26 protein-coding genes, 1 tRNA gene, 1 other RNA gene and 1 pseudogene are annotated in these 25,335 nt (G+C 65.5%); 14 read left to right on the top strand and 15 right to left on the bottom strand.

Translation table 11 applies throughout. From position 1 onward, the window contains the following. Positions 1 to 80 precede the first annotated feature (80 nt). Positions 81 to 779 (bottom strand): 3-oxoacyl-ACP reductase FabG, encoded by a 699-nt coding sequence (gene fabG, locus OG716_RS38885; protein WP_405135190.1) that lies wholly within the window; start codon positions 777 to 779, stop codon positions 81 to 83. A gap of 63 nt (positions 780 to 842) precedes the next feature. Continuing rightward, a complete protein-coding gene (locus OG716_RS38880) occupies positions 843 to 1,043 on the bottom strand; it encodes a hypothetical protein (RefSeq protein WP_327141649.1) in 201 nt (66 codons plus the stop codon). Between the two features lie 145 nt (positions 1,044 to 1,188). Here OG716_RS38880 and OG716_RS38875 point away from each other — a divergent pair, with 145 nt between their 5' ends. The 3 genes and pseudogenes from OG716_RS38875 to OG716_RS38865 all read left to right on the top strand — a co-directional run bounded on the left by OG716_RS38875 (position 1,189) and on the right by OG716_RS38865 (position 3,338). Next, complete coding sequence (locus OG716_RS38875; RefSeq protein ID WP_405135189.1) at positions 1,189 to 1,878, top strand: DUF899 domain-containing protein; 690 nt, start codon at positions 1,189 to 1,191, stop codon at positions 1,876 to 1,878. 61 nt (positions 1,879 to 1,939) lie between these two features. After that, positions 1,940 to 2,152, top strand: coding sequence for a DUF5302 domain-containing protein (locus OG716_RS38870; RefSeq protein ID WP_355118599.1), 213 nt, complete (start codon positions 1,940 to 1,942; stop codon positions 2,150 to 2,152). Positions 2,153 to 2,316: 164 nt separating this feature from the next. Next, positions 2,317 to 3,338, top strand: a pseudogene (locus tag OG716_RS38865) (serine hydrolase domain-containing protein). Positions 3,339 to 3,357: 19 nt separating this feature from the next. On the opposite strand, the gene OG716_RS38860 reads toward OG716_RS38865, so the two are convergent. Continuing rightward, complete coding sequence (locus tag OG716_RS38860) at positions 3,358 to 3,684, bottom strand: EthD family reductase (RefSeq protein WP_405135188.1); 327 nt, start codon at positions 3,682 to 3,684, stop codon at positions 3,358 to 3,360. A gap of 120 nt (positions 3,685 to 3,804) precedes the next feature. On the opposite strand from OG716_RS38860, the gene OG716_RS38855 reads away from it, so the two are divergent. After that, the gene (locus OG716_RS38855; protein ID WP_405140294.1) at positions 3,805 to 4,131 is read left to right on the top strand and encodes a hypothetical protein; all 327 of its coding nucleotides are present in this window, start codon (positions 3,805 to 3,807) and stop codon (positions 4,129 to 4,131) included. A 23-nt stretch (positions 4,132 to 4,154) separates the two neighbouring features. Further along, on the top strand, positions 4,155 to 4,358 hold the full coding sequence (locus OG716_RS38850) for a type II toxin-antitoxin system PemK/MazF family toxin (protein WP_405135187.1): 204 nt from the start codon (positions 4,155 to 4,157) through the stop codon (positions 4,356 to 4,358). An 82-nt stretch (positions 4,359 to 4,440) separates the two neighbouring features. On the opposite strand, the gene ssrA is transcribed toward OG716_RS38850, so the two are convergent. The 10 genes from ssrA to OG716_RS38800 form a co-directional block, all read right to left on the bottom strand. Further along, positions 4,441 to 4,813, bottom strand: a transfer-messenger RNA (tmRNA) gene (ssrA, locus tag OG716_RS38845). A gap of 147 nt (positions 4,814 to 4,960) precedes the next feature. Next, positions 4,961 to 5,437, bottom strand: coding sequence for an SsrA-binding protein SmpB (gene smpB, locus OG716_RS38840; RefSeq protein ID WP_297614304.1), 477 nt, complete (start codon positions 5,435 to 5,437; stop codon positions 4,961 to 4,963). A gap of 438 nt (positions 5,438 to 5,875) precedes the next feature. Continuing rightward, positions 5,876 to 5,948, bottom strand: a tRNA-Glu gene (locus OG716_RS38835). A gap of 77 nt (positions 5,949 to 6,025) precedes the next feature. Continuing rightward, a complete protein-coding gene (locus OG716_RS38830) occupies positions 6,026 to 6,379 on the bottom strand; it encodes a hypothetical protein (protein WP_405135186.1) in 354 nt (117 codons plus the stop codon). Between the two features lie 13 nt (positions 6,380 to 6,392). Beyond that, positions 6,393 to 8,486, bottom strand: coding sequence for a DNA helicase RecQ (gene recQ / locus OG716_RS38825; protein WP_405135185.1), 2,094 nt, complete (start codon positions 8,484 to 8,486; stop codon positions 6,393 to 6,395). A gap of 130 nt (positions 8,487 to 8,616) precedes the next feature. Further along, positions 8,617 to 9,522 carry a permease-like cell division protein FtsX gene (gene ftsX, locus OG716_RS38820; RefSeq protein ID WP_405135184.1) on the bottom strand — a complete coding sequence of 302 codons (906 nt, stop codon included), beginning with the start codon at positions 9,520 to 9,522 and terminating at the stop codon, positions 8,617 to 8,619. Beyond that, on the bottom strand, positions 9,522 to 10,211 hold the full coding sequence (gene ftsE, locus OG716_RS38815) for a cell division ATP-binding protein FtsE (RefSeq protein WP_297614300.1): 690 nt from the start codon (positions 10,209 to 10,211) through the stop codon (positions 9,522 to 9,524). Before ftsE ends, ftsX begins: the two co-directional genes overlap by 1 nt. Positions 10,212 to 10,422: 211 nt before the next feature. Continuing rightward, positions 10,423 to 11,280 (bottom strand): mechanosensitive ion channel family protein, encoded by an 858-nt coding sequence (locus OG716_RS38810; protein ID WP_405135183.1) that lies wholly within the window; start codon positions 11,278 to 11,280, stop codon positions 10,423 to 10,425. 2 nt (positions 11,281 to 11,282) lie between these two features. Continuing rightward, a complete protein-coding gene (gene prfB, locus OG716_RS38805; protein ID WP_297614296.1) occupies positions 11,283 to 12,407 on the bottom strand; it encodes a peptide chain release factor 2 in 1,125 nt (374 codons plus the stop codon). A gap of 210 nt (positions 12,408 to 12,617) precedes the next feature. Then, positions 12,618 to 13,475, bottom strand: a complete 858-nt coding sequence (locus OG716_RS38800; RefSeq protein ID WP_405135182.1) for a helix-turn-helix domain-containing protein — start codon at positions 13,473 to 13,475, stop codon at positions 12,618 to 12,620. Between the two features lie 142 nt (positions 13,476 to 13,617). Here OG716_RS38800 and OG716_RS38795 point away from each other — a divergent pair, with 142 nt between their 5' ends. Together OG716_RS38795 and hisN are read left to right on the top strand one after the other, a co-directional pair. Continuing rightward, positions 13,618 to 14,214, top strand: coding sequence for an NADPH-dependent FMN reductase (locus OG716_RS38795; RefSeq protein ID WP_405135181.1), 597 nt, complete (start codon positions 13,618 to 13,620; stop codon positions 14,212 to 14,214). Positions 14,215 to 14,296: 82 nt separating this feature from the next. Further along, positions 14,297 to 15,082, top strand: a complete 786-nt coding sequence (hisN, locus tag OG716_RS38790) for a histidinol-phosphatase (RefSeq protein WP_405135180.1) — start codon at positions 14,297 to 14,299, stop codon at positions 15,080 to 15,082. Between the two features lie 115 nt (positions 15,083 to 15,197). Here the strand turns inward: hisN and OG716_RS38785 are convergent, their stop codons facing one another. Next, positions 15,198 to 16,628 (bottom strand): glycosyltransferase family 39 protein, encoded by a 1,431-nt coding sequence (locus OG716_RS38785; RefSeq protein WP_405135179.1) that lies wholly within the window; start codon positions 16,626 to 16,628, stop codon positions 15,198 to 15,200. A 100-nt stretch (positions 16,629 to 16,728) separates the two neighbouring features. Beyond that, positions 16,729 to 16,980, bottom strand: coding sequence for a hypothetical protein (locus OG716_RS38780; protein WP_355118622.1), 252 nt, complete (start codon positions 16,978 to 16,980; stop codon positions 16,729 to 16,731). Positions 16,981 to 17,212: 232 nt separating this feature from the next. Between OG716_RS38780 and OG716_RS38775 the strand changes: the two genes are divergently transcribed. The 7 genes from OG716_RS38775 (at position 17,213) to OG716_RS38745 (ending at position 25,302) form a co-directional block, all read left to right on the top strand. Then, positions 17,213 to 18,607 carry an acyl-CoA dehydrogenase family protein gene (locus OG716_RS38775; RefSeq protein WP_405135178.1) on the top strand — a complete coding sequence of 465 codons (1,395 nt, stop codon included), beginning with the start codon at positions 17,213 to 17,215 and terminating at the stop codon, positions 18,605 to 18,607. A gap of 28 nt (positions 18,608 to 18,635) precedes the next feature. Further along, positions 18,636 to 19,862, top strand: coding sequence for an acyl-CoA dehydrogenase family protein (locus OG716_RS38770; protein ID WP_405135177.1), 1,227 nt, complete (start codon positions 18,636 to 18,638; stop codon positions 19,860 to 19,862). 385 nt (positions 19,863 to 20,247) lie between these two features. Further along, positions 20,248 to 20,742 (top strand): hypothetical protein, encoded by a 495-nt coding sequence (locus tag OG716_RS38765; RefSeq protein ID WP_405135176.1) that lies wholly within the window; start codon positions 20,248 to 20,250, stop codon positions 20,740 to 20,742. Positions 20,743 to 20,855: 113 nt separating this feature from the next. Beyond that, a complete protein-coding gene (locus OG716_RS38760; RefSeq protein ID WP_405135175.1) occupies positions 20,856 to 21,524 on the top strand; it encodes a GntR family transcriptional regulator in 669 nt (222 codons plus the stop codon). A 56-nt stretch (positions 21,525 to 21,580) separates the two neighbouring features. Beyond that, on the top strand, positions 21,581 to 22,969 hold the full coding sequence (locus OG716_RS38755; RefSeq protein WP_405135174.1) for an allophanate hydrolase: 1,389 nt from the start codon (positions 21,581 to 21,583) through the stop codon (positions 22,967 to 22,969). After that, entirely contained in the window at positions 22,966 to 23,679 is a 714-nt protein-coding gene (locus OG716_RS38750) for a cysteine hydrolase family protein (RefSeq protein ID WP_405135173.1), read from the top strand. Before OG716_RS38755 ends, OG716_RS38750 begins: the two co-directional genes overlap by 4 nt. Before the next feature lie 15 nt (positions 23,680 to 23,694). Further along, positions 23,695 to 25,302, top strand: a complete 1,608-nt coding sequence (locus OG716_RS38745; protein WP_405135172.1) for a regulator — start codon at positions 23,695 to 23,697, stop codon at positions 25,300 to 25,302. Positions 25,303 to 25,335 lie beyond the last annotated feature (33 nt).

Raw genomic sequence — 25,335 nt, 5'->3', positions numbered from 1 at the left:
CAATGCGCCCCATCCCGAATCCGGTCAACCACCACCCGGTGGTGTCGCAGGTCGCGACGGGCGCTCCAGCGGAACGGCCGTCAGTGCCCCATGCCGATCCCACCATCCACATTGATCACGGTCCCGGTGATGTAGGCGGCGCCGGGTGACAGCAGGAATGCGGTGGTGGCCGCAACCTCCTCGGGCTTCCCGAATCGCCCGAGCGGGATGGCGGCCAGTGCGGTCTCGACCATCTTCGCGCTCATCCCGGCAGCCATATCCGTCTCCGTGAAGCCGGGCGCGATGACATTGGAGGTGATTCCGCGCGAACCCAATTCGCGAGCCAGCGACCGCGCGATGCCCACCACCCCGGCCTTGGCCGCGGTGTAGTTGACCTGCCCCGGCATCCCCGACAACCCCGACGCCGACCCGATGATGACAATGCGCCCGGCCCGGTGCTTGACCATATTCCGGGTGGCGCGCTTCACCACCCGGAACACCCCGGTGAGATTGGTATCGATCACCCGGCCGAACTGCGCACTGCTCATCCGCATGATCAGGGTGTCATCGGTGATCCCCGCATTGGCGACCACGGCCTGCACCGGCCCGTCCTCGGTCTCGATGTGCGTGAACGCGGCATCCACCGAATCATCATCGGTGACATCGCATTCCACCCCGCGCACCCCTTCGGGCACAGCGGCGCCGCGATGCGTCCCCCACACCATATGCCCCTCGCTGACAAGGTGAGCCGCGATCGCGGCCCCGATCCCACGGTTGGCTCCGGTGACGAGAACACGCACGGCTGGACCTCCAAAAGCGCTGAAACCATTAGATTTTCGCGCTGAATCCTGCCATCTCGGTGGTTACAGCCGGCGGCGGCCCCACTTCCGCGACCGCAATCCGCCGCCCTGCGACTGGATGCGGGAGCTGAATCCCCCGTGGTGCAGGGACAGGGCCAGCAATCCGGCGATGACGAGAGCCACCACTCCAATAGTCGTGGCCCACTTCACGAGTTCGATCAACAGGGCGATGGCGAAAAGTACTGCGGCGACGATGGCGAACATAGTTGGGTGATACCCACAATTCGCCGGTTGCACCAGGCGTTCGGGGATGTCTCCGATTCGGTGGGCGGGGACCGATTAATTCGGTGAGTGGGCGGTGTCTGTATCTACGAGCCCGCAATGTGTGAGCACGGTCTGGGAGGACCCTATGAGCACCAAAGCACTGCCACCTGTGGTCGACGCCGATACCTGGCGGCGTGAACTCGACGCGCTGCGCGTCCGGGAGAAGGCCGCGACCCGGGAGCTCGACGCGATCGCCGCGCAGCGACGCCGACTGCCGATGGTCGAGATGCCCGATTACACCCTCGAGGGCGAGGAGGGACCGGTCCGGCTGGTGGACATCTTCGGCGACAAGCCGCAGTTGATCGTCTACAACCACATGTGGTTTCCGGGCGAGGAGTGGCAGTGCCCCGGCTGCACCGGATTGACCTCGCAATACACCCGATTGGAGTTCCTGGACAATTACGATGCCCGGTTCGTCATCGTCACCCAGGGGCCCATCGACGAGGCACTCGCGTACAAGCGGCGGGTCGGGAACAAGATGACCTGGTACTCCACGGCGAACAGCTCCTTCGGCAGCGATATCGACGCACCGCCCGGCGGCGGATTCGGCGTCAATGTCTTCCTCCGCGACGGCGACACCGTCTACCGCACCTGGCATACCAACGGCCGCGGCACCGAACAGCTCAGCCACACCTTCCCCTTGATCGACCTGCTCCCGTACGGCCGCCAGGAGGTCTGGCAGGACTCCCCCGAGGGCTGGCCGCAGTCCCCCACCTACAGCCGCTGGGGCGGTTCCAAGGAGATCGCCGCAGCGTACGGCGAACCCGGCGCCTGAATCGGCCCCGATCGGCGGGGACCAGCTACTGTCCGGCCGCCGGAAGTGGCAGGCTGGGCCCATGGCCGATGAACAAGAAGTCCCAGCCGAACAGCTAGGGGACGAAGCGACCGAATCGCCGGAAGCGGCGACCAAGCGGAAATTCCGCGAAGCTCTCGAACGGAAGAACGGCCACGCCTCAGTTGGCGGAGCCGCTCAGAACGCCGCAAAGGTACGCGGCACCCACGCCCAGGCGGGCGGTAAGCGCACCTTCCGCCGCCGCGCCGGGGGCTAGTAGTAACGACGAAGGCCCGGTCCGGCCGGACCGGGCCTTTTTTCGCGACCGCTACCGGCGTAGATTCCGATAGACGCTGCTCAGGCCGTTTCATCGACGAAGGGCTTGCGGCAATGGCTATGTGAAATCGCTGCCGAGCGGGTGCGGCGCTGATCGCGCTCACCATGATCATCAGTGCCTGCGGACCGGATCGGGACTCGAATTCGCACGAATCCGCCCCCGCACCCCAAGCCGCTCAGATCACCGATATCGTGCGCGCCAAACTGGCCTAACTCGATCTCAGCGCAGCGGTTTTCGGGGTGTGGCGCGATAAGGACCCGGTCGTCATCGGCGCGGTGGGCGATTCACCACTCGGCGTCCCCGCCACCCCCGATATGCAACTGCGAGTGGGCCAGCCGATGGAGCCGATGCTCTCCGCCGTGCTGTTTCACCTGGACGAAGCCGGTGTGCTGAAAATGGACGAGCCCATCGCCCGATAGCTGCCGAACTTCCCCGCGCCGACCGCATGACCCCGCGCAAGCTCGCCGACAGCACCTCCGGAATCTCCGACTACGTCACCAACCCAGATTTCCTGAAACGCTTCGGCGACAATCCATTCCACACCTGGACCGCCCAGGAACCGATCGACCTGGCCAATGCCCGCCCACCGCTGTTCGACCCCGGAACCAGCTTCGCCTACGCCCACAGCGATCTGGTCGTCCTCGGCGAGGTACTGCAGAAGGCCAGCGGAAAGTCATTGGGCGACTTGATCTCCCAGTACATCCTGAATCCGCTCGGCATGAAGCGGTCCAAGGTGGTGCTCGACGCCCAGATCGACGCCCCGATCCTGCACGGCTTTACCGACGAGCGAAAGATCTTCGAAGACGCCACATTCTGGAACCCCACCGCATTCCTGCACAGCGGCAATATGAACTCCACCCTCACCGACGTCGGCCGCTGGGTCCGCGCCCTCGGCAAGGGAGAACTGCTCTCCCCCAGCCAATTCCAGCAGACGATGGCCCCCTCCACCGCCGGCCTCGGCCCCCTCACCACCGCGAAATACTTCGCCTTCGGCGTCCCCCACCTGGCCGTCGTCGTCTACGCCACCCTCGGCCCCACCGCAGCCGCCGACCAGAACAACGCCATCCCGATCGGCGCCGCCATCGCCACCCTCCTCGTCTCCAACCGTCCACCACCCACTCCGTGAGCCCGAACGAGGCTTGGTGTCATGCCTCGTCGAGCTGGACAACCATGCTGCGAATGGTCGCGTAGCCGGCGAGGATCGCCACATCGGCGGCACACTGTCGCCCGATCTCGGATTCGAAGGCCACACCGAGCGCGGCCATATCGTCCCAATCGAGCATGCCGACAAGGTAATACGGCTCACCCATGACCGGTCTCGCATCCTTGCTGACCGTGTAGCGGCGCAACCCGGGCAGCTGTTTGGCGAGTGGGATGTGCACGTCCCAGTAGTGGCGTTCGAATGCCTCCACATCGACAGGCAGGTCGTACATGACCACGAATCGTGCGAGCGGCTTGTTCTGGGTGCTCATCTGTCGAACTCCTGAGGTCGCGGGGTTGTCGGCCGAGCCGAAGGACCGGCTCGCTAGTTCCGACGAACGCCGCTCCGCCGGATCGACAACACCGCAGGAGCGATTCGGTGACTACCGCAGTTGCATGGTCGCCGAGTCGGTGGCCCGGATGGCCTCGGCGAGGTCGGTGATGTCCGGTCCGCCGGGCCGTTCATCGTCGAGGATGGGTTCGCCCAGGCCGATCCTCTGCTAGATCTTCTTCATCCACTTCGGCGCCCACCAGCAGTCGTCGCCGAGGAGCTTCATGGCGCGAAGGGCGCCTCCAGCTCCGAGACGGTCCGCATCGGGACCGCGCATACCGGTCGCATCATCACCGCGGCTGCTCTCATCCTGCTCGTGGTCACCGGCGCGTTCGCCTTCTCGGATCTGGTGTTGATGCAGTACAGCGCGGCAAACGCTACGGAGTAGTCCTCTCCGAAATCGACTGGTCCATGGTGACGGTAGTGCCCACCTCCACCTCAGCTCAGAATTCACGGTTTCGTCCACGGATCGAACTGCAAGGTAGCTCAACACTTTTGCTGGTGGACCAGATTCGTTCCCTGGATACCAAGTACGTCGGGGACATGGTTGGGTACCTGACCCAGGACGATATGGAGCATTTGGAGCGCGCCATAAGGCTGCACCTCGGGCTGTAGTGATCCCACCACCCACTGGCTTGCGAGCAGCACCTCGAGCAAATGAAAAGCTCCTGACCTGATGCTTCAGGTCAGGAGCCTCGAGTGGAGCTGCCGGGAATCGAACCCGGGTCCTCCGCCGCATTTCCAGGGCTTCTCCGTGTGCAGTTCGCTACGCCTCTACTCGGATCTCTCGGTCTCGCGAACAAGCTGAGATGACGATCCCAGTCGCTGTTTGATGTCCCATCCGACTCCGCGACCGAGCCGAACAGTAAAGCCCTCTAGCTGATGCCAGTGACCGGGTCGAGGGCGAACCCGGGCTGACAGACACGCTCGGCTACTTAGGCAGCAAGAGCGTAGTCGCGCTGATTGGAATCGGCGCTTATAGGGTTGCAGCGACGCTTATACAGTGGTCTCCTGCCTGCACTGACACGCTTCCCCTGAATCAACGTACGCAGTCGAAACCGTTCAGCCCCGTCTGTGTTCACCGATTCGAGTGAACTCCCGGCTCGCACCGGGCTTCTCATACTAACACCGCTGAAACAGCGGATCATCCCATTATCCGCGCGTCACGCGGCGGGTCCTTCGACCGGCTGGGACCGGGTCCTTCGACCAGCTACGACTCAGCCGCGCATGCCCTTGATCCGCCGCCCGACCTCGCGCACGACCTCACGCTCGGCATCCCGCTTGGCCAGATCCTGCCGCTTGTCGTAGTCCTGCTTACCCTTGGCGAGCGCCAGCTCCACCTTGACCTTGCCGTCGGCGAAGTACATCGACAGCGGAACCAGCGTCAGGCTGGACTCCTTGATCTTGCCGGTCAGCTTGTCGATCTCCTTGCGGTGCAGCAGTAGCTTGCGGGTGCGCCGTGGGGAGTGGTTGGTCCACGTCCCGTGCGAGAACTCGGGCACGTGCAGACCGCGCAACCACACCTCACCGTCATCGATGGTGGCATACGCGTCCACCATCGACGCCTTACCCTCGCGCAGGCTCTTGACCTCGGTACCGACCAGCGCGATCCCCGCCTCGTAGACGTCGAGAATCGAGTAGTTGTGCCGCGCCTTGCGGTTGGTCGCGATGGCCTTGCGCCCCTTCTCCTTCATGCTCCCTCTATCGTCGCGTCGCCCGGCGCGGAAACTGGTTCCGCCCCGAGCTGTTTCCCGGGCTCCCGTGAGGGATCCGGTCGATCCGCCTGTGTCTTTCCGCGCCCCAGAGTAATTGCCGCGGGCCCCCGAATATTCCGGACCACGCGAGTCGCGGCCCCTGGTCGTTCACCTGGACTCAACGTAACGAGCGCATCCCCCTGCGCGCGAACGATTTTCCCGCAATCGCCGCACCACACAACACATGCCTGCCACCACACAGCACGCATCCGTATCGGGCAGCGCGTCCAAGGGCAGCGCGTCCAAGGGCAGCGCGTCCAAGGGCAGCGCGTCCAAGGGCAGCGCGTCCAAGGGCTGCGTGGGCGCGAAACGCGCTACGGCATCATCATGGGCGATGCGAAAAGCCCCTCGACCAATGGCTGAGGGGCTTTTTCGAAGTAGTCCCGACGGGATTTGAACCCGCGCTACCGCCTTGAGAGGGCGGCGTCCTAGGCCGCTAGACGACGGGACCAGGATGCTCACTGCGATCGAGGACCGCGGCAGCTCCGAAAGCTTATCGTGCCCGCGCCCAGCCGCCAAATCCGCTGTCTACGGCCCCGCGACATCTGCGCTACCCGCGTTGCGCGCGCCCGCCGCCCGATCGGTCAGGATCGGAATGCCGGTGTGCCGCCACCAGTGCAGCGATACGCGTCCGTCGCTCATCCCCGAGCCCACCCGGAACGACTCGACCGAGTGCTGCTCGGACTCACTGCGCACCGATACCGGGAGCTCGACGCCGGTGATCTCGGCGATGGCTTTTTCCAGCAACTGCCGGAGGTCGAATTCGCCGGCTGGGATCGGCCGACCTCGCAAGTGCTCCACCAGCGCGTCCCAGAGCCGTGGGTCACCGCGCAGACCCCATCGCTCAGGTCTGCGCTCGAGTAGCTGATCCAGGGTCTTCACAATTCGACCTTGCTCATTGGTAATCGGGCGGCAAGTCGTCCGGGTACGGCTCCTCGTCAGGCCAGGGAACGTCATCGACCGCGGGGGCAGCCGGTTTCCGGGTGGGTGCGCTGCTGGTTCGAGCAGGTGTGTCGCGTTTGGTCGCCGCCGGGGTTCGGGCGGGCGGCGGGGCTGCGACCGGATGACGTTCCGGCGCTTCACCATTTGCGGGGGCCGGCGTTGTGGCGGCCTGTCCGGCGCCGCCGGCGACAACCTCCAGGACGCCGTCACCGTATTTGGCGCGCTTGGCTTCACCGATGCCGGAGATGGTGCCGAGGTCAGCGAGTGAAGCCGGTTTGCGGGCGGCGATATCGCGCAGGGTGGCGTCGTGGAAGACGACGTAGGCGGGGACGCCGGTTTCCTTGGCGGTGGCAGCACGCCAGGCGCGCAGCCGCTCGAACAGGTCGGCATCACCGGGCGCCAGGTCGGCGGCCGGGCGGGAACCCTTGGCGGCCTTGGGTGCTCGCACGGGCTTGGTGCGTTCGGGTTCGCGGCGGAGTTTGACCTCACGGCCGTCGAACAGCACCTCGTTGGAGGAATCGGTGAGGGTGAGCACGCCGTAGTCACCGTGCACGGCGAGAAAACCCTTCGCCAGCAGCTGGCGGATCACACCGCGCCATTCGATATCGCGCAGTTCGGTGCCGATGCCGAAGACCTTGAGCTCGTGGTGGGCGTGCTGCTCCACCTTGGGATTGCGCTTGCCGATGAGGATATCGACGATATGACCCGCGCCGAAGCTCTGTCCGCGTTCACGTTTCAGCCGCAGGATGGTGGAGAGCACCTTCTGCGCGGGAACGGTGCCATCCCACGATTCGGGCGGATTGAGGCAGGTGTCGCAATTGCCGCAGGCCTCACCAGGCTGACCGAAGTAGCCCAGCAGCTGGGTGCGCCGGCATTCCACCGTCTCGCAGAGCGCGAGCATGGCATCCAGGTGCAGTTGCAGCTGACGGCGGTGCGCGGCATCGCCCTCGGAGGAATCGATCATCTTGCGCTGCTGCACAACGTCACTCAGGCCGTAGACCATCCACGCCGTGGACGACTGCCCGTCACGTCCGGCGCGACCGGTCTCCTGGTAGTACCCCTCCACCGATTTCGGCAGATCCAGGTGCGCCACGAATCGGACATCCGGTTTGTCGATACCCATGCCGAAGGCAATGGTGGCGACCACGACCAGGCCGTCCTCACGCAGGAACCGCGACTGGTTCGTCGCGCGAATCCGATTGTCCAGACCCGCGTGATACGGCACGGCCTGCACCCCGTTGGCGCTCAGAAATGCGGCCGTCTTCTCCACCGAATTGCGCGAGAGGCAGTAGACGATGCCCGCATCACCGGCATGCTCATTCTGGATGAATGCCAGCAGCTGCTGCTCCGGCCGGTTCTTGCCCTCGATGCGGTACTGGATATTGGGCCGATCGAAGCTGGCGACGAAATGCTTGGCACCCGTCAGATCCAGCCGCTCGGCGATCTCCTTGCGGGTGGCCCCGGTGGCGGTGGCGGTGAGCGCGATGCGCGGCACCTCCGGCCAGCGCTCGTGCAGCATCGACAGCGCGAGATAGTCCGGCCGGAAGTCGTGGCCCCACTGCGAAACACAGTGCGCCTCATCGATCGCGAACACCGAGATCTTCCCGCGGTCGAGCAGCTGCGCCGTGGATTCGAGCCGCAACCGCTCGGGTGCGAGATAGAGCAGATCCAGCTCCCCCGACACGAACTGCGCCTCTACGGCCCGCCGCTCATCCGGGAACTGCGTGGAGTTGAGGAAGCCCGCCCGCACCCCCACGGCATTCAACGCGTCGACCTGGTCCTGCATGAGCGCGATGAGCGGCGACACCACCACACCCACACCCGGCCGCACCAGCGCGGGGATCTGATAGCACAGCGATTTGCCGCCACCGGTCGGCATGAGCACCAGTGCGTCGCCGCCGGAGATCACCTGTTCGACGATCTCCCGCTGCGGCCCGCGAAAACTGTCGTAACCGAAGGTCTTTCGCAGAATCCGGTGCGCCGCATCACTTCCGGCGTCCTCCACGGACGTACTGCCTATGACGGTCTCGACCTCCGGTGCGCTCACGCGGGCAATCCTACGTACCGCGCCCGACACCCGTTTCCCCTTCTGCACACCTCACGCAACTTCGCACCCCCACCCGCTCCCCCGCACAGGCAAACACCTGGTCACGAAAGACGGGCAGGGGTGAGGTGTTTCACTCTCGGACGTAGTACCGCAGCGCGGCGTACGCGGTGAGCGCCGCGAAACCGATCCCGATCGGCGTGACGATCAAGGCCACCGTCGCGATGTCGTCACCGCTGATACGCGGCAGCACCTGATCATTGAACAGACTGCCCAGCGCCCGATTGATCACCAGCGGTTGCGCCACGAACAGCCCGCCGACGGCCAGCACCGAACCGACCAGCGCCGCCAGCACCGCCTCCAGCAGGAAGGGCAACTGCGTGTACCACCGCGTCGCACCGACCAGTCGCATGATGCCGACCTCGGTCTTGCGGGCCAGCGCGGCGACCTGAACCATATTGGCGATCAACAGCAGTGCCGCCAGCGCCTGCAGCGCGGCCAGGCCGAAGGCCGCATTGCGCAGTCCGACAAAGAAACTCACCAGCCGGTCCACGATGTCCATGTCATTGAGCACCGTCATGACGCCCGGCCGCTTGGCGAAATCGTCGTAGATGGACCGGTACTGGGTCACATCGGTCAGCTTCACCCGGAAGGAAGCCGGCAGTCCGTCCTTGCTCACCTCATCGGCGAGTCCGGGCTGATCCTTGAAGGTGGTCTCCTTGACCTCTTTGACCGCGTCCTGGCTGTTGACGAACTGCACGCTCGCCACATCCGCGTGGTCCTTGAGATCAGCCATGAGCGATTTGCACGGATCCTGCGTGCAATCGAGATCCGTCTTCGAGACCTGATCATCGAGGTACAGCCGGATCTCGACCCGCTGGACGTAGTAGTCCTCGATCTTGTTCGACATGCGGACCGCCAGCAGTCCGCCGCCAAGCATGCTCAGCGAGACCGCGGTGGTCAGGATCATGGCGATGGTCATGGTGATATTGCGGCGCAAGCCGGTGAAGACCTCACCGAAAAGGAATCCGAGACGCATTACCGGCCCACCCCGTAGACGCCCATCTCGTCGTCGCGCACCACACGGCCGCGATCCAGTTCCACCACGCGCCGCCGCATGGCGTCCACGATGGTGTTGTCGTGCGTGGCCATGACCACCGTGGTTCCGGTCCGGTTGATGCGTTCGAGCAGCGTCATGATGTCCGCGCTGGTTTCCGGATCGAGGTTGCCGGTGGGCTCGTCGGCGAGCAGGACCAGCGGCCGGTTCACGAACGCCCGGGCCAGGGCCACCCGCTGCTGTTCACCACCGGAGAGTTCGCTGGGCAGCCGGTCTGATTTGCCGGAGAGCCCGACCATATCGAGCGCCTCGGGCACCGCCCGATGAATGAAGGAGCGCGATTTGCCGATCACCTCCAGCGCGAAGGCGACGTTCTGGTAGACGGACTTCTGCTGCAGCAACCGGAAATCCTGGAAGACACAGCCCATCCGCTGCCGTAGCTTCGGAACTTTGCGCGCGGATAGCCTGTCTACCCGGAAATCCGCCACCCAGACCTCGCCCGTGGTGGGCTTCTCGTCCTTGAGCAGCAGGCGCATGAAAGTCGACTTACCGGAACCTGACGGTCCGATCACAAAGACGAACTCGCCTTTTCCGATGTCGACGGAGACGTTGTCGAGGGCGGGTCGCGTCGAAGTCTTATAGGACTTGGTGACGTTCCGGAGCACTATCACGGGTTGCCAGTGTAGCGAGACGCGAACGTGACCCGGCCACGCCGCGCAGATCAGCCGTTAGCGGTGTGGTGGCTCAGTTGTGCCAGAGGTGGGGTTGCTCAGCACCGAATTCACAAAGGTCGGATAGTTCGTCGCGGCGTGTGTTTCCGGTTTGACGAACGTGTACAGCACGAACGTGGCGAGCCAGACAGTGATCAGGATCGCCGTGGACTTACGTGTTTTCACTCAGACCCTCCCGACGTAGCGCCGCGGCAACTCGCACCCGCAGCTCACGCCCGACTTCGAACTGTTTGCCCGGCAAAGTCCGGGCCACCATCTTGATATTCATCTGGTTGACGGTGAGATCTTCCACGCCCATCACGCTGGGCTCGTCGAGCAGCAGCGCTTTGAGCTTGCGATCGGCGAACGCCTTCGCGCCCACCTCCCGCAGGATTTCATTGACCTTGTTGATGTCGGCGGTTGCGGGTACGGGCACGTCGATGGCGGCGCGCGCCCAATCCTTCGACAGGTTGGTCACTTTCACGATCTGACCGTTCGGCACCGTGATGACTTCACCGTCGACGCTGCGCAGTGTGGTGACGCGCAACGTGACGTCCTCGACGGTACCCTCGGCGTCACCGCTCGATCCATTGACTGCGATCCTCACCACATCGCCGAAGCCGTACTGCCTTTCGGTGATCAGGAAGAATCCGGCGAGCAGATCCTGCACGATGCGCTGGGCGCCGAAACCGATCGCGGCGCCGAGAACCGCTGCCGGCGCGACCAATCCGCCGAGCTGGAAACCCAAGCGCCGCAATACTTCCAAAGCCACCAGGAAGTACACGATGGACAGCACGACCCAGGTGATGACCTGCGCCAGCGCATGTCGATGCTTGGCCGCCTCCGACCGCACCAGCGAATCGCTGCTGCGGAAGGAGGTGTCGATCCTGCGGGTGATCCGGTCGCGCACGAAAGTCGCTGCGCGAGAAAACAACATCGCGCCGACGATCAGCAGCACGATCTCGAGACCGCTGGACCGGAACCAGTTTCCGAAATCGGCTCCGGCGCCTGCGGCGAGAATCGAACTCATATTTACCCCTGGGTAGTCGACTGCTCCCGCATACGCCAGCGGATGCCGGATTCGATGAAGGCGTCGATGTCACCGTCGAGCACAGCGGAGGGATTGTTGACCTCGTAGTTGGTCCGCAGATCCTTGACCATCTGGTACGGGTGCAGCACGTAGGAGCGCATCTGGTTGCCCCAGGACGCGCCCTCGTTGGTCTTGAGCGCGTCCATGGTGGCGCGCTCCTCCTGCCGCTTGCGCTCGAGCAGTTTGGCCTGCAGCACGCGCATGGCCGAAATCTTGTTCTGCAGCTGCGATTTCTCGTTCTGGCAGGTGACGACGATGCCGGTCGGAATGTGCGTCAGGCGCACCGCCGAGTCGGTGGTGTTGACGGACTGACCACCGGGACCCGAGGAGCGATACACGTCGACGCGGATCTCACCGTCCGGAATCTCGATGTGGTCGGTGGTCTCGACCACGGGCAGCACCTCGACCTCGGCGAAGGAGGTCTGGCGGCGGCCCTGGTTGTCGAACGGGCTGATGCGCACCAGCCGGTGCGTGCCCATCTCCACCGACAGCGTGCCGTAGGCGTAAGGCGACTTGACGGCGAAGGTGGCGGACTTGATGCCCGCTTCCTCCGCATAGGAGGTGTCGTAGATTTCGACCTGGTACTTGTGCCGCTCGGCCCAGCGCACGTACATGCGCATCAGCATCTGAGCCCAGTCGGCGGCGTCGACGCCACCGGCGCCCGAGCGAATATTGACCAGCGCTTCACGCTTATCGTATTGCCCAGACAGCAGCGTCCGAACCTCGAGCGCCTCCACATCACCGTGCAGGGCCGATCGTTCGGCGTCGGCGTCGGCGAGGGCGGACGCGCGCGCGTCACCCTCCTCGTCCTCGGCCAATTCGTAGAGCACGGGCAGATCTTCGAGCCGCTGCCGCAGCTCCTGGACCCGCCGCAGTTCGCTCTGGGCGTGCGAGAGTTCACTGGTGACGGCCTGGGCATGGTCCTGGTCATTCCACAGGTCCGGGTCCGCAGCCTGGTGTTCCAGCTCGTCGATCCGCCGAATCAGCTCGTCGATATCGAGCACCGACTCCACAGTCTTCAGAGTCGAGTCGAGTTCGGCCAGGTCAGCGGATACGTCAGGATGCACGGTTGCCAAGGCTACTACCCCGCCTCCCCGAACCTTTAGCGCACAGGTTGGGAGCCGTTGACCGTTGGCACGCGTGGTGCGGTTGGGAGCCACAACGATTTTGGGGGTACCCCGGGAGTTACCCCGACCGTTACGAAATCGGTTGTCCCGTCCCGATCGGGAAGAAAGACAAAGATCGAATAGGTGAAACGGCATGCTGCCAGGGGTAATTCAGCCCGCTACGGCGCGGAGGCTGCCCGGGTTGCGGCCGATGAGGCGGTCGAGGGCCTCGGCGGTGGCATCGTCGGCGGGGAGCTGGACGATCAGTCGCTGGTCGTCGTCGGCGGAGAGTTCGAGGGATTCGAAGGCCAGGCGGAGCAGGCCCACCTCGGGGTGGATCAGGCGATCCACGCGGCTGGCCTCCGGCAGACCGGAGATGCGGCTGAGCCGCCCGCTGAATTCCGGTCCCGCGGTGAGCGTCAGCTCGTCGACGAGCGCGGAGACGACGGGGTCCGAGCGGAAGGGGCCGACTTTCAGGTTCGCGACCACCTTGTCGGCGGTGTGCTCCCAGTCCGGATGGGCCTCGCGGGCGCGGGGATCGGTGAAGATGTACCGGGCGAAATTGGCCGGCTCACCATCGTCGAAGAGTCCGATCGGGCCCAGGAGCCGCCGGTAGCCCGCCGTGCACGCCACGATCTCGCTGGCCCGGTTGATCACGGCCGCGGGGGCGGGCTCGAGCTGGTTGAGGATGGCCAGCACCGCGGGACGCACCGCGCGGGTGGGCTGCATGCTGCCGTTGCAGGTGAAGCCGGGCGACTCCGCCTTGGCCAGCCGGTGCAGGTACACGCGTTCGGTCGAGGTCATTCCCAGCGCGTCCGAGAGCGCCGCGAGCACCGCCGAGGAGGGATGCCGGTCGCGCCCCTGTTCCAGCCGGGTGATGTATTCGACACTCACTCCGGCCAGCGTCGCGAGCTCGGATCGGCGCAGGCCGGGCGTGCGGCGACGCGCACCGGCGGGCAGGCCAACCTGTGCGGGCGGGACCGCTTCGCGCCGAATGCGCAGGAACAGGCCCAGCTCGTTATCGCTCACCTCTCGAAGGTACCAAGGGTGGCCAGCGGGAAAGTGGCCCTGCCACTACCACTCTCAGCGCGGTCTCCCTACCGGTATCGAGGCGCGGCACCGTGATGGACAGCGGCCGATCCGGTCGCCGCAATTCGTGAAGGAGACCCTCATGACCAGCACGCCTCTGCGCCTCGCGGTGATCATCGGCAGCGTCCGGGAGGGACGTTTCGGTCCCGTGGTCGCGAACTGGTTCGCCGGACAGGCACGCGAGCACGGCGCTTTCGAGGTCGATGTCATCGATCTGGCGGAGATGGAGCTGCCGCTGGCGCTGCCCGCCGTCTCGCCGCTGATGGAGCCGAATCCGGTGCGACCGGACGGCATGATCGATCTGACCGAGCGCCTGGGCGCGGCCGATGCCATTGTCATCGTCACCCCGGATATCAACCGCAGTTATCCGGCAGCGCTGAAAGCTGCCATCGACTGGCACTTCACGCAGTGGAACCGCAAGACCGTCGGCTTCGTCGGCTACAGCGGTAAGAGCGGCGGTCTGATGGCGATCGAGCACCTGCGCACGGTGCTCAATGAACTCAATGCGCACACGGTCCGCGAGTATGTGTCGTTCCCCCGCTACTTCCTGCTGTTCGGCCCGGACGGGCAGCTCGTCGAGCCCGCCGAATTCGAGCGTGCGGCCGCCGCCATGCTCGACCAATTGTTCTGGTGGGCAAGCGCTCTTACCGCCGCCCGCGAACTTCCGGTTTCCGCATAACTCGCTCAACACCGACCCCCGAGGGTGCGGGAAGTTTGCCACCGACGCGCGAGGGCTGCGGGCAACGGCTAACGTTTCCCGGGTGACCACCTACTCCAGTGATCTCGAACTCGCCTTGCGGCTGGCCGACGCGGCCGACGCCATTACTCGTGAGCGGTTCGGTGCGCTCGATCTGAAGATCGATTCGAAGCCGGATCTGACGCCGGTCTCGGATGCCGATCTGGCCGTGGAGCGCATGATTCGGGACGTATTGAGCACCGAGCGCCCGGGCGATCTGGTGCTCGGTGAGGAATTCGGCGGTGATGTCGAGTTCAACGGCCGGCAGTGGGTGATCGATCCCATCGACGGCACCAAGAATTTCGTGCGCGGCGTACCGGTGTGGGCCTCGCTCATCTCGCTGCTGGAGGACGGCGTGCCGGTGGTCGGCGTGGTGAGCGCCCCCGCACTGTCGCGGCGCTGGTGGGCGGCGGCCGGGGCGGGCGCGTGGACCAGCTTCGAGAAGTCCGAGCCGAAGGCCATTTCGGTGTCGGCGGTCGCCGAACTGGGTGCGGCCAGTCTGGCCATGTCGAGCCTGTCCGGCTGGCGGGCCATCGGCCGGCGCGCGAAGCTGATCGCGCTCACCGATGAGGTGTGGCGAGTTCGCGGGTACGGCGATTTCTTCGGCTACACCCTGCTGGCCGAGGGCGCGGTGGATATCGTCACCGAACCCGAGCTCTCGCTGTGGGATATGGCCGCGCTCGACATTCTGATCCGGGAGGCGGGCGGCACCTTCACCTCGCTGGACGGCAATCCGGGCCCGCACGGCGGTAGTGCGGTGGCCACCAATTCCCATCTGCAGGACCAGGTCCTGGCCGCGCTCGCGGCCTGAGCCCTTCGAACGAAAGAACACCCCCGCCCTGCAGGGCGGGGGTGTTCAGGTTTCGGATCACTGTGCAGGCAAGCAGTTTTCACATGTCTATACGGAATTACGCTGGGTAACCGAACTATCCGAGGTGACGGACCGCAGGCCAGGCCTCGGCCCAGGAAATTCGGAGCACACGGCACAGGTAGATGGGTTTGCCCTGTTCCGCATTGTGGATACCGAGACCGTTGTCGATGTGCCCCAGCAGTTCCGGATCAGAGCACAGTCGCCGCAACTGATCTTCGGCGATGCCCACCGTCAGCACCGGACGCCCCTCGACGGGTGGCCCCCACCACCCATAGGCATTGTGGCCACTGTGCGGCGTCGGCAGCCGGTACGCGCCGCCGAATCGCTCGATGGCCGCGGCCTCGCCGTAGTTCGCCGTGAGAATCTCGGCGTCGGGTGCGGAACGGGCACGGGCAGTGGCGATCTGGTGCACGAACGCCGGCCAGCCGATGGTCTCCCCCGCGTCGAAATTTATGGCGAGAACAGGGGAATCGCGAATCACGGAGACCGGGAGCACCGGCAGGAACAGCACAGCCGAGACCGCAGCGGACAGCAGGACCGTGAAACCCGCAGCAGCACTGCGGATTCGATGGTTCGCAAGCTTCGCTTCCAGTCCGGTCGCCCCGGCCGCGAGCAGCAGTGGATACATTCCGCCCAGATAGTAGGCCTTTCCACCGGCGACCAGATACCCCGCGAAAAGCACAACATAGGTGATCACGAACGCCCGGTAACGGGGGCGCCGCCACAACCAGTACAGGCCGAAACCCCACAGCGGCACCAGCAGTGGTCCGATCATCTCGAACTGCAGCAGCACAAAAGCGATCGGCGAATTCGACGTGCCCGATGATCCGCCGGCAATGGCCCCGCTCATTTCCCACTGCGGCCACCCATAACGCGCCTGCCACCACAGATACGGCAGTACGATCAGCCCGGAAATTCCTGTGGCGATCGGAAAGTAGCTGGTGGCAAATATTTTTCGCGGCCCGGCCGCGGCGAGCGCACCCGCGAGCACCAGCACCGGAATCGCCGCGAGCGCCTTGTTCTGCAGGCCGATCCCCACCAGCACGCCGACCGGCAGCCACCACCGCGGATCGGATTCCTCGCGCAGCAGTCGCAGTATCAGCACCGTGACGGCCGACCACACGGCCAGATCGAAAACGGTTGTCCCGAGCAGATGCCCGGTTCCCATGAGCAGCGCCGAGGCGGCGACCGCCGCGGCTGCCAGTGTCTGCCCGGCCCGTCCTGCACCTAGCTCGCGCGCGGTCCACCCGGCACACAGCGCAACGGCAACAGCGGCGGCGATTGCCGGAATCCGGAGCAGTATCAAGGAATTGGCGTCGATCGCCGCCATTCCCCGGGCGATCAGCGGTACCAGCGGTGGTTGATCCGGGTATCCCCAGTCCAGTCGCCGCCCCGCGGCCAGGAAGTACATCTCGTCGCGGTGGTAGCCGTACCTATTCGAGTATCCGGCCAGGACTGCCGCGAAAATGCTGGCTACCCAGTACATTCCGCCACTCTGCCGAACCGCGGTGAACATCGGGTGTGATCTGCTGCCTTCCGGCGCGGGGGCTGCGGTCCCCGACGCCAGATGGTGCACGGTCCGATCTCTAGGCCGAGAGGCCGAAACCGATCTGCGTCTTGCCCAGGCCGGAGCCCGTGCCGATATCGGTCTGCGGCTGAGCCGAACCGCTCTGCACCGCGGTGGTGCCGTCGGTGGAGCCCGCCTGGTACACAGAAGTGATCGGCGCGACGACCTCCGGCTGCGCCGGCTCGAGCGAGATGCCCGCGGCGCTCGCGGCGGGAGCGGCGAGGAAAAGCGCGATAGCGATCGCGCCGGTAGTACCCACCAGCGTTTTCATGTAATAGACCTCCATTTTGGTGCGAGTGTTGCGCCGACACCGTAGCCCACCTGCAAGCCGTTTGAATGGGGTTTGTTTCACTATTCGCCATGGCGCATTGGAGACGTCGGGAACCACCGCTCTGACCAGCCGATTCGACAAGCCTCGACGGCAGTTCTTACTCTGAAGTAAGATAGTCTTACTCTGGAGTAAGATTGCTGGGCAGGATCACCCTCCACACTCAAGAAAACTGGTGATTATGAGCACTCGAGACACCGCAAAGACGCGACGTCCGGATACCTCCGCCGTTGGCCTGAACCCGGTCAAGCGCGACTGGATGGGCGCAGCCATGCGGGTCATGACGACCATCACGGGGTCGGAACTCGCGGAGAAGTACAACCTGCGCAAGCCCATCGAGCGTATTACGTACGAGGGCACCAAGACCGGTTTCCGCACCCTCGGTGCCGCGACCCGCGTCTTCGAAAAGGTTGCTGGAGGCGGCGCCCCGAAGCGGCTGCCCGCCAATGAGTCCCGTAAGAAGGACTACTTCGATCTGACGCCGACCGACGAACAGCAGATGATCGTCGAGACGGTCCGCGAGTTCGCCGCCGAGATCCTCCGGCCGGCCGCCTATGACGCCGACAATGCCGCCAAGGCCCCGCGCGATCTGCTCGAGCGCGCGTCCGAGCTCGGCATCACGCTGATCAATGTGCCCGAGGAGCTGGAGGGCGCTGCCTCCGAGCGCGGCGCGGTCACCAATTCCCTTGTGGCCGAGGCGCTCGCGCACGGCGATATGGGTCTGGCGCTGCCGCTGCTGGCTCCGAGCGGTGTGGCCGTCGCCCTGTCCCAGTGGGGTACGGACGCGCAGCAGAAGACCTACCTCGCGTCCTTCGCGGGTGAGAGTGTGCCGCAGGCGTCGGTCGTCATTTCCGAGCCGCAGCCGCTGTTCGATCCGTTCGCGCTGAAGACCAAGGCCACCCGCTCGCCCAGCGGTTACCGTCTCAACGGTGTGAAGAGCCTGGTTCCGGCCGCCGGTGATGCCGAACTGTTCATCGTCGCCGCCGAGCTGGACGGCCGCCCGGCCTTCTTCATCGTCGAGTCCGACACCCAGGGCCTGATCGTCGAGGCCGATCCGAGCATGGGTCTGCGCGCCGCGGGTCTGGGTCGCCTGATCCTCGACAATGTGGCCGTATCGACCAACGCGATCCTGGGTGATGCCGAAACAGCGCAGCGCTCCGAGGATTACGCGGATGCCGTGCGGCTGGCCCGCCTGGGCTGGGCGTCGCTGGCGACCGGTACCGGTCAGGCCGTGCTGGACTACGTGATTCCGTATGTGAAGGAGCGCGAGGCGTTCGGCGAGCCGATCGCGCACCGTCAGGCGGTGGCCTTCATGGTCGCCAATATGGCCATCGAGCTCGACGGCCTGCGGCTCGTGACCCTGCGGGGTGCGTCACGCGCGGAGCAGGGTCTGTCGTTCGCTCGCGAGGCCGCGCTGGCTCGCAAGCTGGCCACCGACAAGGGCATGCAGATCGGCCTGGACGGTGTGCAGCTGCTCGGCGGCCACGGCTTCACCAAGGAGCACCCGGTGGAGCGCTGGTACCGCGATCTTCGTGCCATCGGCATTGCCGAGGGCGTCGTCCTCATCTGACCCGCACTTCTCAACGGAGAGACAACTCATGATCAATCTCGAACTCCCCAAGAAGCTCCGGGCCAGCGCCAACCAGGCCCACCAGGTCGCCGCGGAGATCTTCCGCCCGGTGTCCCGCAAGTACGACCTCGCCGAGCACGAGTACCCGGTCGAGCTGGACACCATGGCCGCCATGATCGAGGGCCTGTCCGCCTCGGGCGGCGATGTCTCCGGCGCCACCGGCGGCCGCAAGGCCGAGGGCGAAGACGATGTGCACGCCACCGAGCTGCTCGGAAACACCAACGGCGGCAATATGTCCGCGCTGCTGAACGCCCTGGAGACCTGCTGGGGCGACGCCGGCCTGATGCTGTCGATCCCGTATCAGGGTCTCGGCAATGCCGCCATCGCCGCCGTCTCCACCGATGAGCAGCTGCAGCGCTTCGGCAAGGTGTGGGCCGCCATGGCCATCACCGAACCGTCCTTCGGCTCCGACTCGGCCGCGGTCACCACCACCGCTACCCGTGACGGTGACGAGTGGGTGCTCAACGGCACCAAGATCTTCGTCACCGCCGGTTCGCGCGCCACCCACATCGTGGTGTGGGCGACGGTCGACAAGACCGCGGGCCGCGCCGCCATCAAGTCGTTCGTGGTGCCGCGGGATGCCAAGGGCCTCACCGTGTCCCGCCTCGAGCACAAGCTCGGCATCAAGGCGTCCGATACCGCCGAGATCCGTTTCGAAGACTGCCGCATCCCCGCCGACAACATCCTCGGCAGCCCGGAAGTCAACGTGGAGAAGGGTTTCGCGGGCGTCATGCAGACGTTCGACAACACCCGCCCCCTGGTTGCCGCCATGGCCGTCGGCGTCGGCCGCGCCGCCCTCGAAGAGCTCCGCAAGGTCCTCTCCGAAACCGGCATCGAAATCGACTACGACAAGCCCGCCAACAACCAGTCCGCCGCCGCGGCCGAATTCCTGCGCATGGAAGCGGATTACGAATCCGCCTACCTCCTCTCCCTCCGCGCAGCCTGGATGGCCGACAACAAGAAGCCCAACTCCCTCGAAGCATCGATGTCCAAGGCCAAAGCCGGCCGCATGGGCACCGACGTCACCCTGAAGGCCGTCGAACTGGCAGGCGCCACGGGCTACTCCCAGCGCACCCTCCTGGAAAAGTGGAGCCGCGACTCCAAGATCCTCGACATCTTCGAAGGCACCCAGCAGATCCAGCAGCTCATCGTGGCCCGCCGGGTCCTGAACCTGAGCAGCGACAAGCTGAAGTAGTAGGCAGCACAACGAGAAACCGGTGTCGGTCCATTTCTGGGTCACGCCGGTTTTTTCGTTTGGGAAGTGCGCCGACCTGTTCATGTCAACGGCCGTGCTTACTGCACCACACATCTCGGAATCGGCCGTCCGGGGCCACGGTCTATGCCTAATTCCACCGGCTCCGTCGACTTCGGAGCTCCCGACAGGTCGTATGCCGTCGGCCTAGACGGTCAAAAATCGGCCTGGCACTGCAAAAATTGCAGTCTCACCTCGAACTTTGACCGTTCAGGCCGGTTCTCATGCCTACCGGACAGCCGCTACCGTTTCCAGCCATGGGCATCTAACGGTCTGGGTCGAATTCTTCACGAGAAAGTCGGGGCGACGGAAGCGCCCCAGGTCGCGGGTGAGCGAGACCACCGCCGACGGAGTCATGTCCATCATCGAGCGGCGCCACTACCCCGGCGTAGTGTCCTCGCACGGCTGGGACTCGGGCCGCACCACCCAACGGGTCTATGCCGCAGGCGGTTTCGTCAACCCCTACGCGGGCGCGCCGTCGGAATTCGTGCAAGCCTGGCGTGATGCCCGCGTAATGCAACGCCCCACAACCGATTTCGGCTTCGGCTTCGGCTCGGACATGAACGGATTGGCCGGCCAGGGAGCCCCGGTGGGCCCCGGGGTCGTGCACTACCCCTTCACCTCCCACGACGGTGCGGTCATCTTCGACCGGGAATCCTGGGGCCAGCGCACCTTCGGTATCAATACCGACGGCACCGCGACCTACGGCACCTACGCCGACTGGCTCGAAGCGGTCCGCGTCCTCGGCGGCCCGGAAATCATGAACGACGTATTCCACGGCGCGGAGGTCTATCTTCGCCTCTGGGAGCAAGTCCGGCGATGAAAGCCGCTCGGGCCATATCTATCCGCGCGAACTCCCTGTTCCCGGCCAGCTCGGGACGGCACCGCTCCTGCCACCTCAGGCGCGGCTGATCATCGAATTCGTACACTCGTCTCATGGTGTCGCGGATGGATGGGGCGGTGCTGCCGCTGAGCCTGGTGGAGATGGCTACGCGGCATGTACGGGCCGAGGTGTTGAGTGGCGGGTTCGAACCCGGGGGCCGAATCGGCGAGGAGGCGCTGTGCGCCCGGCTGGGCACGAGCCGGGCGCCGGTGCGGGAGGCACTGCGGCTACTGGCGCAGGAGGGGCTGATCGAGCACCTGCCGCGCAGGGGATTTCGGGTCGCGGTGTGGTCGGATACCGACATCCTGCAACTGTTCGAATTGCGCCGGGTGCTGGAGCGGCACGCGATCGAGAGCGCGTTCCCGCTGGTGATGGAATGCGATCCGCTGCGGGCGGTGCGCACGGCACTCGAGGAGATGCGGGTGGCCGATGCCGCGGACGATCTGTTCGAGCGCGACAATGCCCATCGGCGCTTCCACGCCGAGATCGTGGCGCTGGCCGGAAACCGGCAGTTGGATGTGGCCTACGAGCCGATCCTGCTGAAACTACAGCTGCCGATGGCCCGCAATCTCCGTGCGGAGGCGCAGATAGCGCAGCGGCACAACGGCATCAGGCGTCATGCCGAACTCCTCGAGGCACTGGAGCGCAATGACGCGGAGCTCGCCCAGGATGCGCTCCGGCGGCACGGCGAGCTGACCTATCTGGATCTCGACACCCGCTAACACACTGGATACATTGCGGCACTCTCGGGTTCACACATTCTGTCGACAATCGACAGATGCTGAACCCAGGGCCCACGGTCGCGGAGATTCTCGCATCACACGAAAGTGGTAGCGGCTCACCGACGCACACTGCGGCGCGGGTCGCGGATGCCATAGCGGCGCGCGGCGACGACGGCACCTGGATCACACCGGTGCCACGCGAACAACTGCTGGCGGCAGCGGCGGAGATCGAGCGGCGACCCGGAGCGCGCACACTGCCGCTGTACGGCGTCCCGTTCGGGGTGAAGGACAGTATCGATGTGGCGGGGTGGCCGACCACCCTCGCCTGCCCGGACTTCGCCCATGTCGCAACGGAAACCGCGCCGGCGGTACAGCGCCTGCTGGACGCGGGCGCGCTGTTCGCCGGCAAGACGAACCTCGATCAGTTCGCGACCGGGCTGAACGGGACCCGCACCCCGTACCCGGTACCGCGAAGCGTGTTCGGCGGCGACTTGATCTCCGGCGGATCCAGTTCCGGCTCGGCGAAGGCGGTGGCGCTCGGCGAGGTGCCGTTCTGCGTCGCCACCGATACCGCCGGCTCGGGCCGAGTTCCGGCCGCGCTCAACGGAATTGTCGGCTGGAAGCCCTCGCGCGGGTTGATCAGCACGGTCGGCCTGGTGCCGGCGTGCAAATCGCTGGACTGTCTGACGCTGATGGCCACCACGGTCGAGGATCTCGACCGGGTATTCGAGGTGATCGCGGGCGTGGATCCCGGCGATCCCTGGAGCCGGGCGCGCGGTTCCCACTTCGCGGGCGGCCGCCTGCGGGTCGGCCTGCCCGCCGAGTCCGAGCTGGACTTCTTCGGCGACGAGATCTTCCAAGCCGCACACCTGGGCGTGCGGGACCGCCTGGCCCGACTCGGATTCGACTGTGCGCCAACCACACTCCGGCCGTTCCTGGATGCCGGCGAGCTGCTGTACCAGGGCCCCTGGGTCGCCGAACGCCTGGTGGAGTTCGAAACCTTCCTGGCCGAGCATCCCGATTCCATACTGCCGGTGATCCGGGAGATCCTCACCGGCGGTTTCCGATTCACCGCGGTCGATGTATTCCGCGCGCAGCAGCGACTGCAGGAGCTCAAGGCCGTGGTGGCGCGCATGTGGGCCGATTTCGACGTGATGGTGGTTCCGACCATAGGCACCACGTTCACGGTCGCGCAGGTGCAGGCCGATCCCATTCGGACGAACACCGTGCTGGGCCACTACACCCACTTCGGAAACCTGCTGGACCTCACCGCGATTGCGGTGCCCGTGGGCACCACCTCGGATGGACGCCCGCTCTCGGCCATGGTCTTCGGACCCGCGCTGGCCGATGACACGGTACTGGCGGCGGCCGCCCGAATCCTCGACGAGCCGCGCCAGCTGGTGGCGCATTCGGATATCCGGCTCGCACAGAAGGATCGAAGATGACGGCAGTTCAACATATTCCGGCGCAACCGACAGAATTCTCCTTCGGCCCGGGCACCACCGCACTGGTCGTCATCGATATGCAGCGAGACTTCCTACTACCGGGCGGCTTCGGCGAAAGCCTCGGCAATGACGTCGCACAGCTGCGCAAGGTGATCGAACCCCTGGCACATCTCATGGCCGCGGCCCGCGCGGCCGGGCTGCCGGTCATCCACACCCGTGAAGGACACCTGCCCGACCTCTCCGACTGCCCACCAGCAAAGCTGCTGCGGGGCAGCCCTTCTCAGCGCATCGGCGATCCCGGCAAGTACGGGCGCCTGCTGGTGCGCGGCGAATACGGGCACGGCATCATCGACGAACTCACACCACTGCCCGGTGAGGTGGTGATCGACAAACCCGGCAAGGGCGCGTTCTACGCCACCGAGCTGGCCCAGGTACTGGCGCAGAAATCGATCGCCTCACTGCTGGTCACGGGCGTCACCACCGAGGTGTGCGTGCACACGACGGTGCGCGAAGCCAATGACCGCGGCTACGAATGCCTCGTCGTATCCGATTGTGTCGGTTCCTATTTCGCGGAATTTCAGCGCGTCGGACTGGAGATGATCGCGGCCCAGGGCGGCATCTTCGGCTGGGTCACCGATTCCCCGGCGGTCATCGACGCACTGGCGGCCGCTCCCCCGATCACCCGCGCTCCCGCGCACACCCCGGTTTAGCGAACAGGAAATCCGATGTCCGTCGATACCAAGCTCCCCGACGAAACCAGTTCCGCCACACCACTTTCGCTGCCGTGGTGGACGCGCGGCGATACCAATGCCTTCTTCGGCCTCGCGTTCAATATCCTCGTCAACGTCCTGACCCTCACCACACTGTCCATCGCGGTTGTCAAGATCCCGAGCAGTGATGTGCTCGGCACCGTCCTGCCCGCGCTCGGCGTCGCCCTGGTGCTGGGCAATCTGTACTACATGCTGCTGGCCCGGCGCCTGGCGCGCCGCGAAGGCCGGAACACGGTGACGGCGCTGCCGTACGGGCCCAGTGTGCCGCACATGTTCATCGTGGTGTTCGTGGTCATGCTGCCGATCTATCTGAAGACCAATGATCCGATGCGCGCCTGGTCAGCAGGGCTGGCCTGGGCGTTCATGATCGGCGTCATCGTCATGATCGGCGCGTTCGTGGGCCCGTTCATTCGGAAGATCACACCGCGCGCCGCCATGCTCGGCACCCTCGCGGGTATCTCCATCACCTTCATCGCCATGCGCCCGGCCGGGCAGATGTGGGAGGCCGCGTGGATCGGGCTGCCGGTGCTCGCCATTATCCTGATCGGCTTCTTCACCGATGTGAAACTGCCGGGCAATGTGCCGATCGGCCTGGTGGCACTGCTGATGGGCACCGCGATCGGCTGGATCGGCGGCTATATGTCGGTGCCGGATGTGTCCAAGGCCGTGCACGATATCGCGCTGGGACTGCCGGATCTGCGCCTGCACCTGCTGTTCGACGGACTCAGCCATCTCGGCCCGCTGCTCGCCACCGCAATACCGCTGGGCGTCTACAACTTCACCGAAGCCATGAGCAATGTGGAGAGCGCCGCCGCGGCGGGTGACAATTACAATCTGCGGAGCGTGCTGCTGGCGGACGGTTTCGGCGCGATCATCGGCTCCGGATTCGGCTCGCCGTTCCCGCCGGCCGTCTACATCGGCCACCCCGGCTGGAAGGATGCCGGCGGGCGCACCGGTTACTCGCTGGCCAGTGGTGCGGTCATCGGATTGATGTGTCTGCTTGGTCTTTTCGGGGTGCTCGCCACGATTCTGCCCATCCCGGCCATTGTGCCGATCCTGCTGTACATCGGATTGCTCATCGGCGCGCAGGCCTTCCAGGCGGTGCCACGCCTGCACGCGGTCGCCGTGGTCGCGGCGATTCTGCCGAATCTGGCGCAGTGGGCCGTCGGCCAGATCGACAATGCGCTGAGCGCGGCGGGCACCACCGCCGACAAGGTCGGCATGGGCGCGCTCGACCAGGCCGGTGTCGTGTACAGCGGTCTGCGCACCTTCGGCGACGGCGCGGTGCTGGCGGGTCTCGTCCTCGGCACCATGGTGACTTTCATTCTCGAAAAGCGTTTCCGCGCAGCGGCCGTGGCGTCCGCCGCAGGTGCGGCGCTCGCCTTCATCGGCCTCATCCACGCCCCAGAGGTGGGCTGGGCGGCCGCACCGAAGGTCGCGCTGGGGTACCTGCTCTTCGGTGCGGTCTGTCTCGCCTGGTCCTTCGTGCCGAAGTCCGCACCCACACCGCCCGAGGAGCCGGAACCGGAGCTGTCGAGTGAATCCGAGGCAAGCCCGGTCTAGCGCCGCCGCCGCCGGCGCGGCAGACTCGAGGAC

It is taken from the genome of Nocardia sp. NBC_01388, from assembly GCF_045040085.1.
GTDB lineage: Bacteria > Actinomycetota > Actinomycetes > Mycobacteriales > Mycobacteriaceae > Nocardia.
The sequence above is the reverse complement of the archived record's forward strand: the minus strand, read 5'-3'. Positions and strand labels throughout refer to the sequence as shown.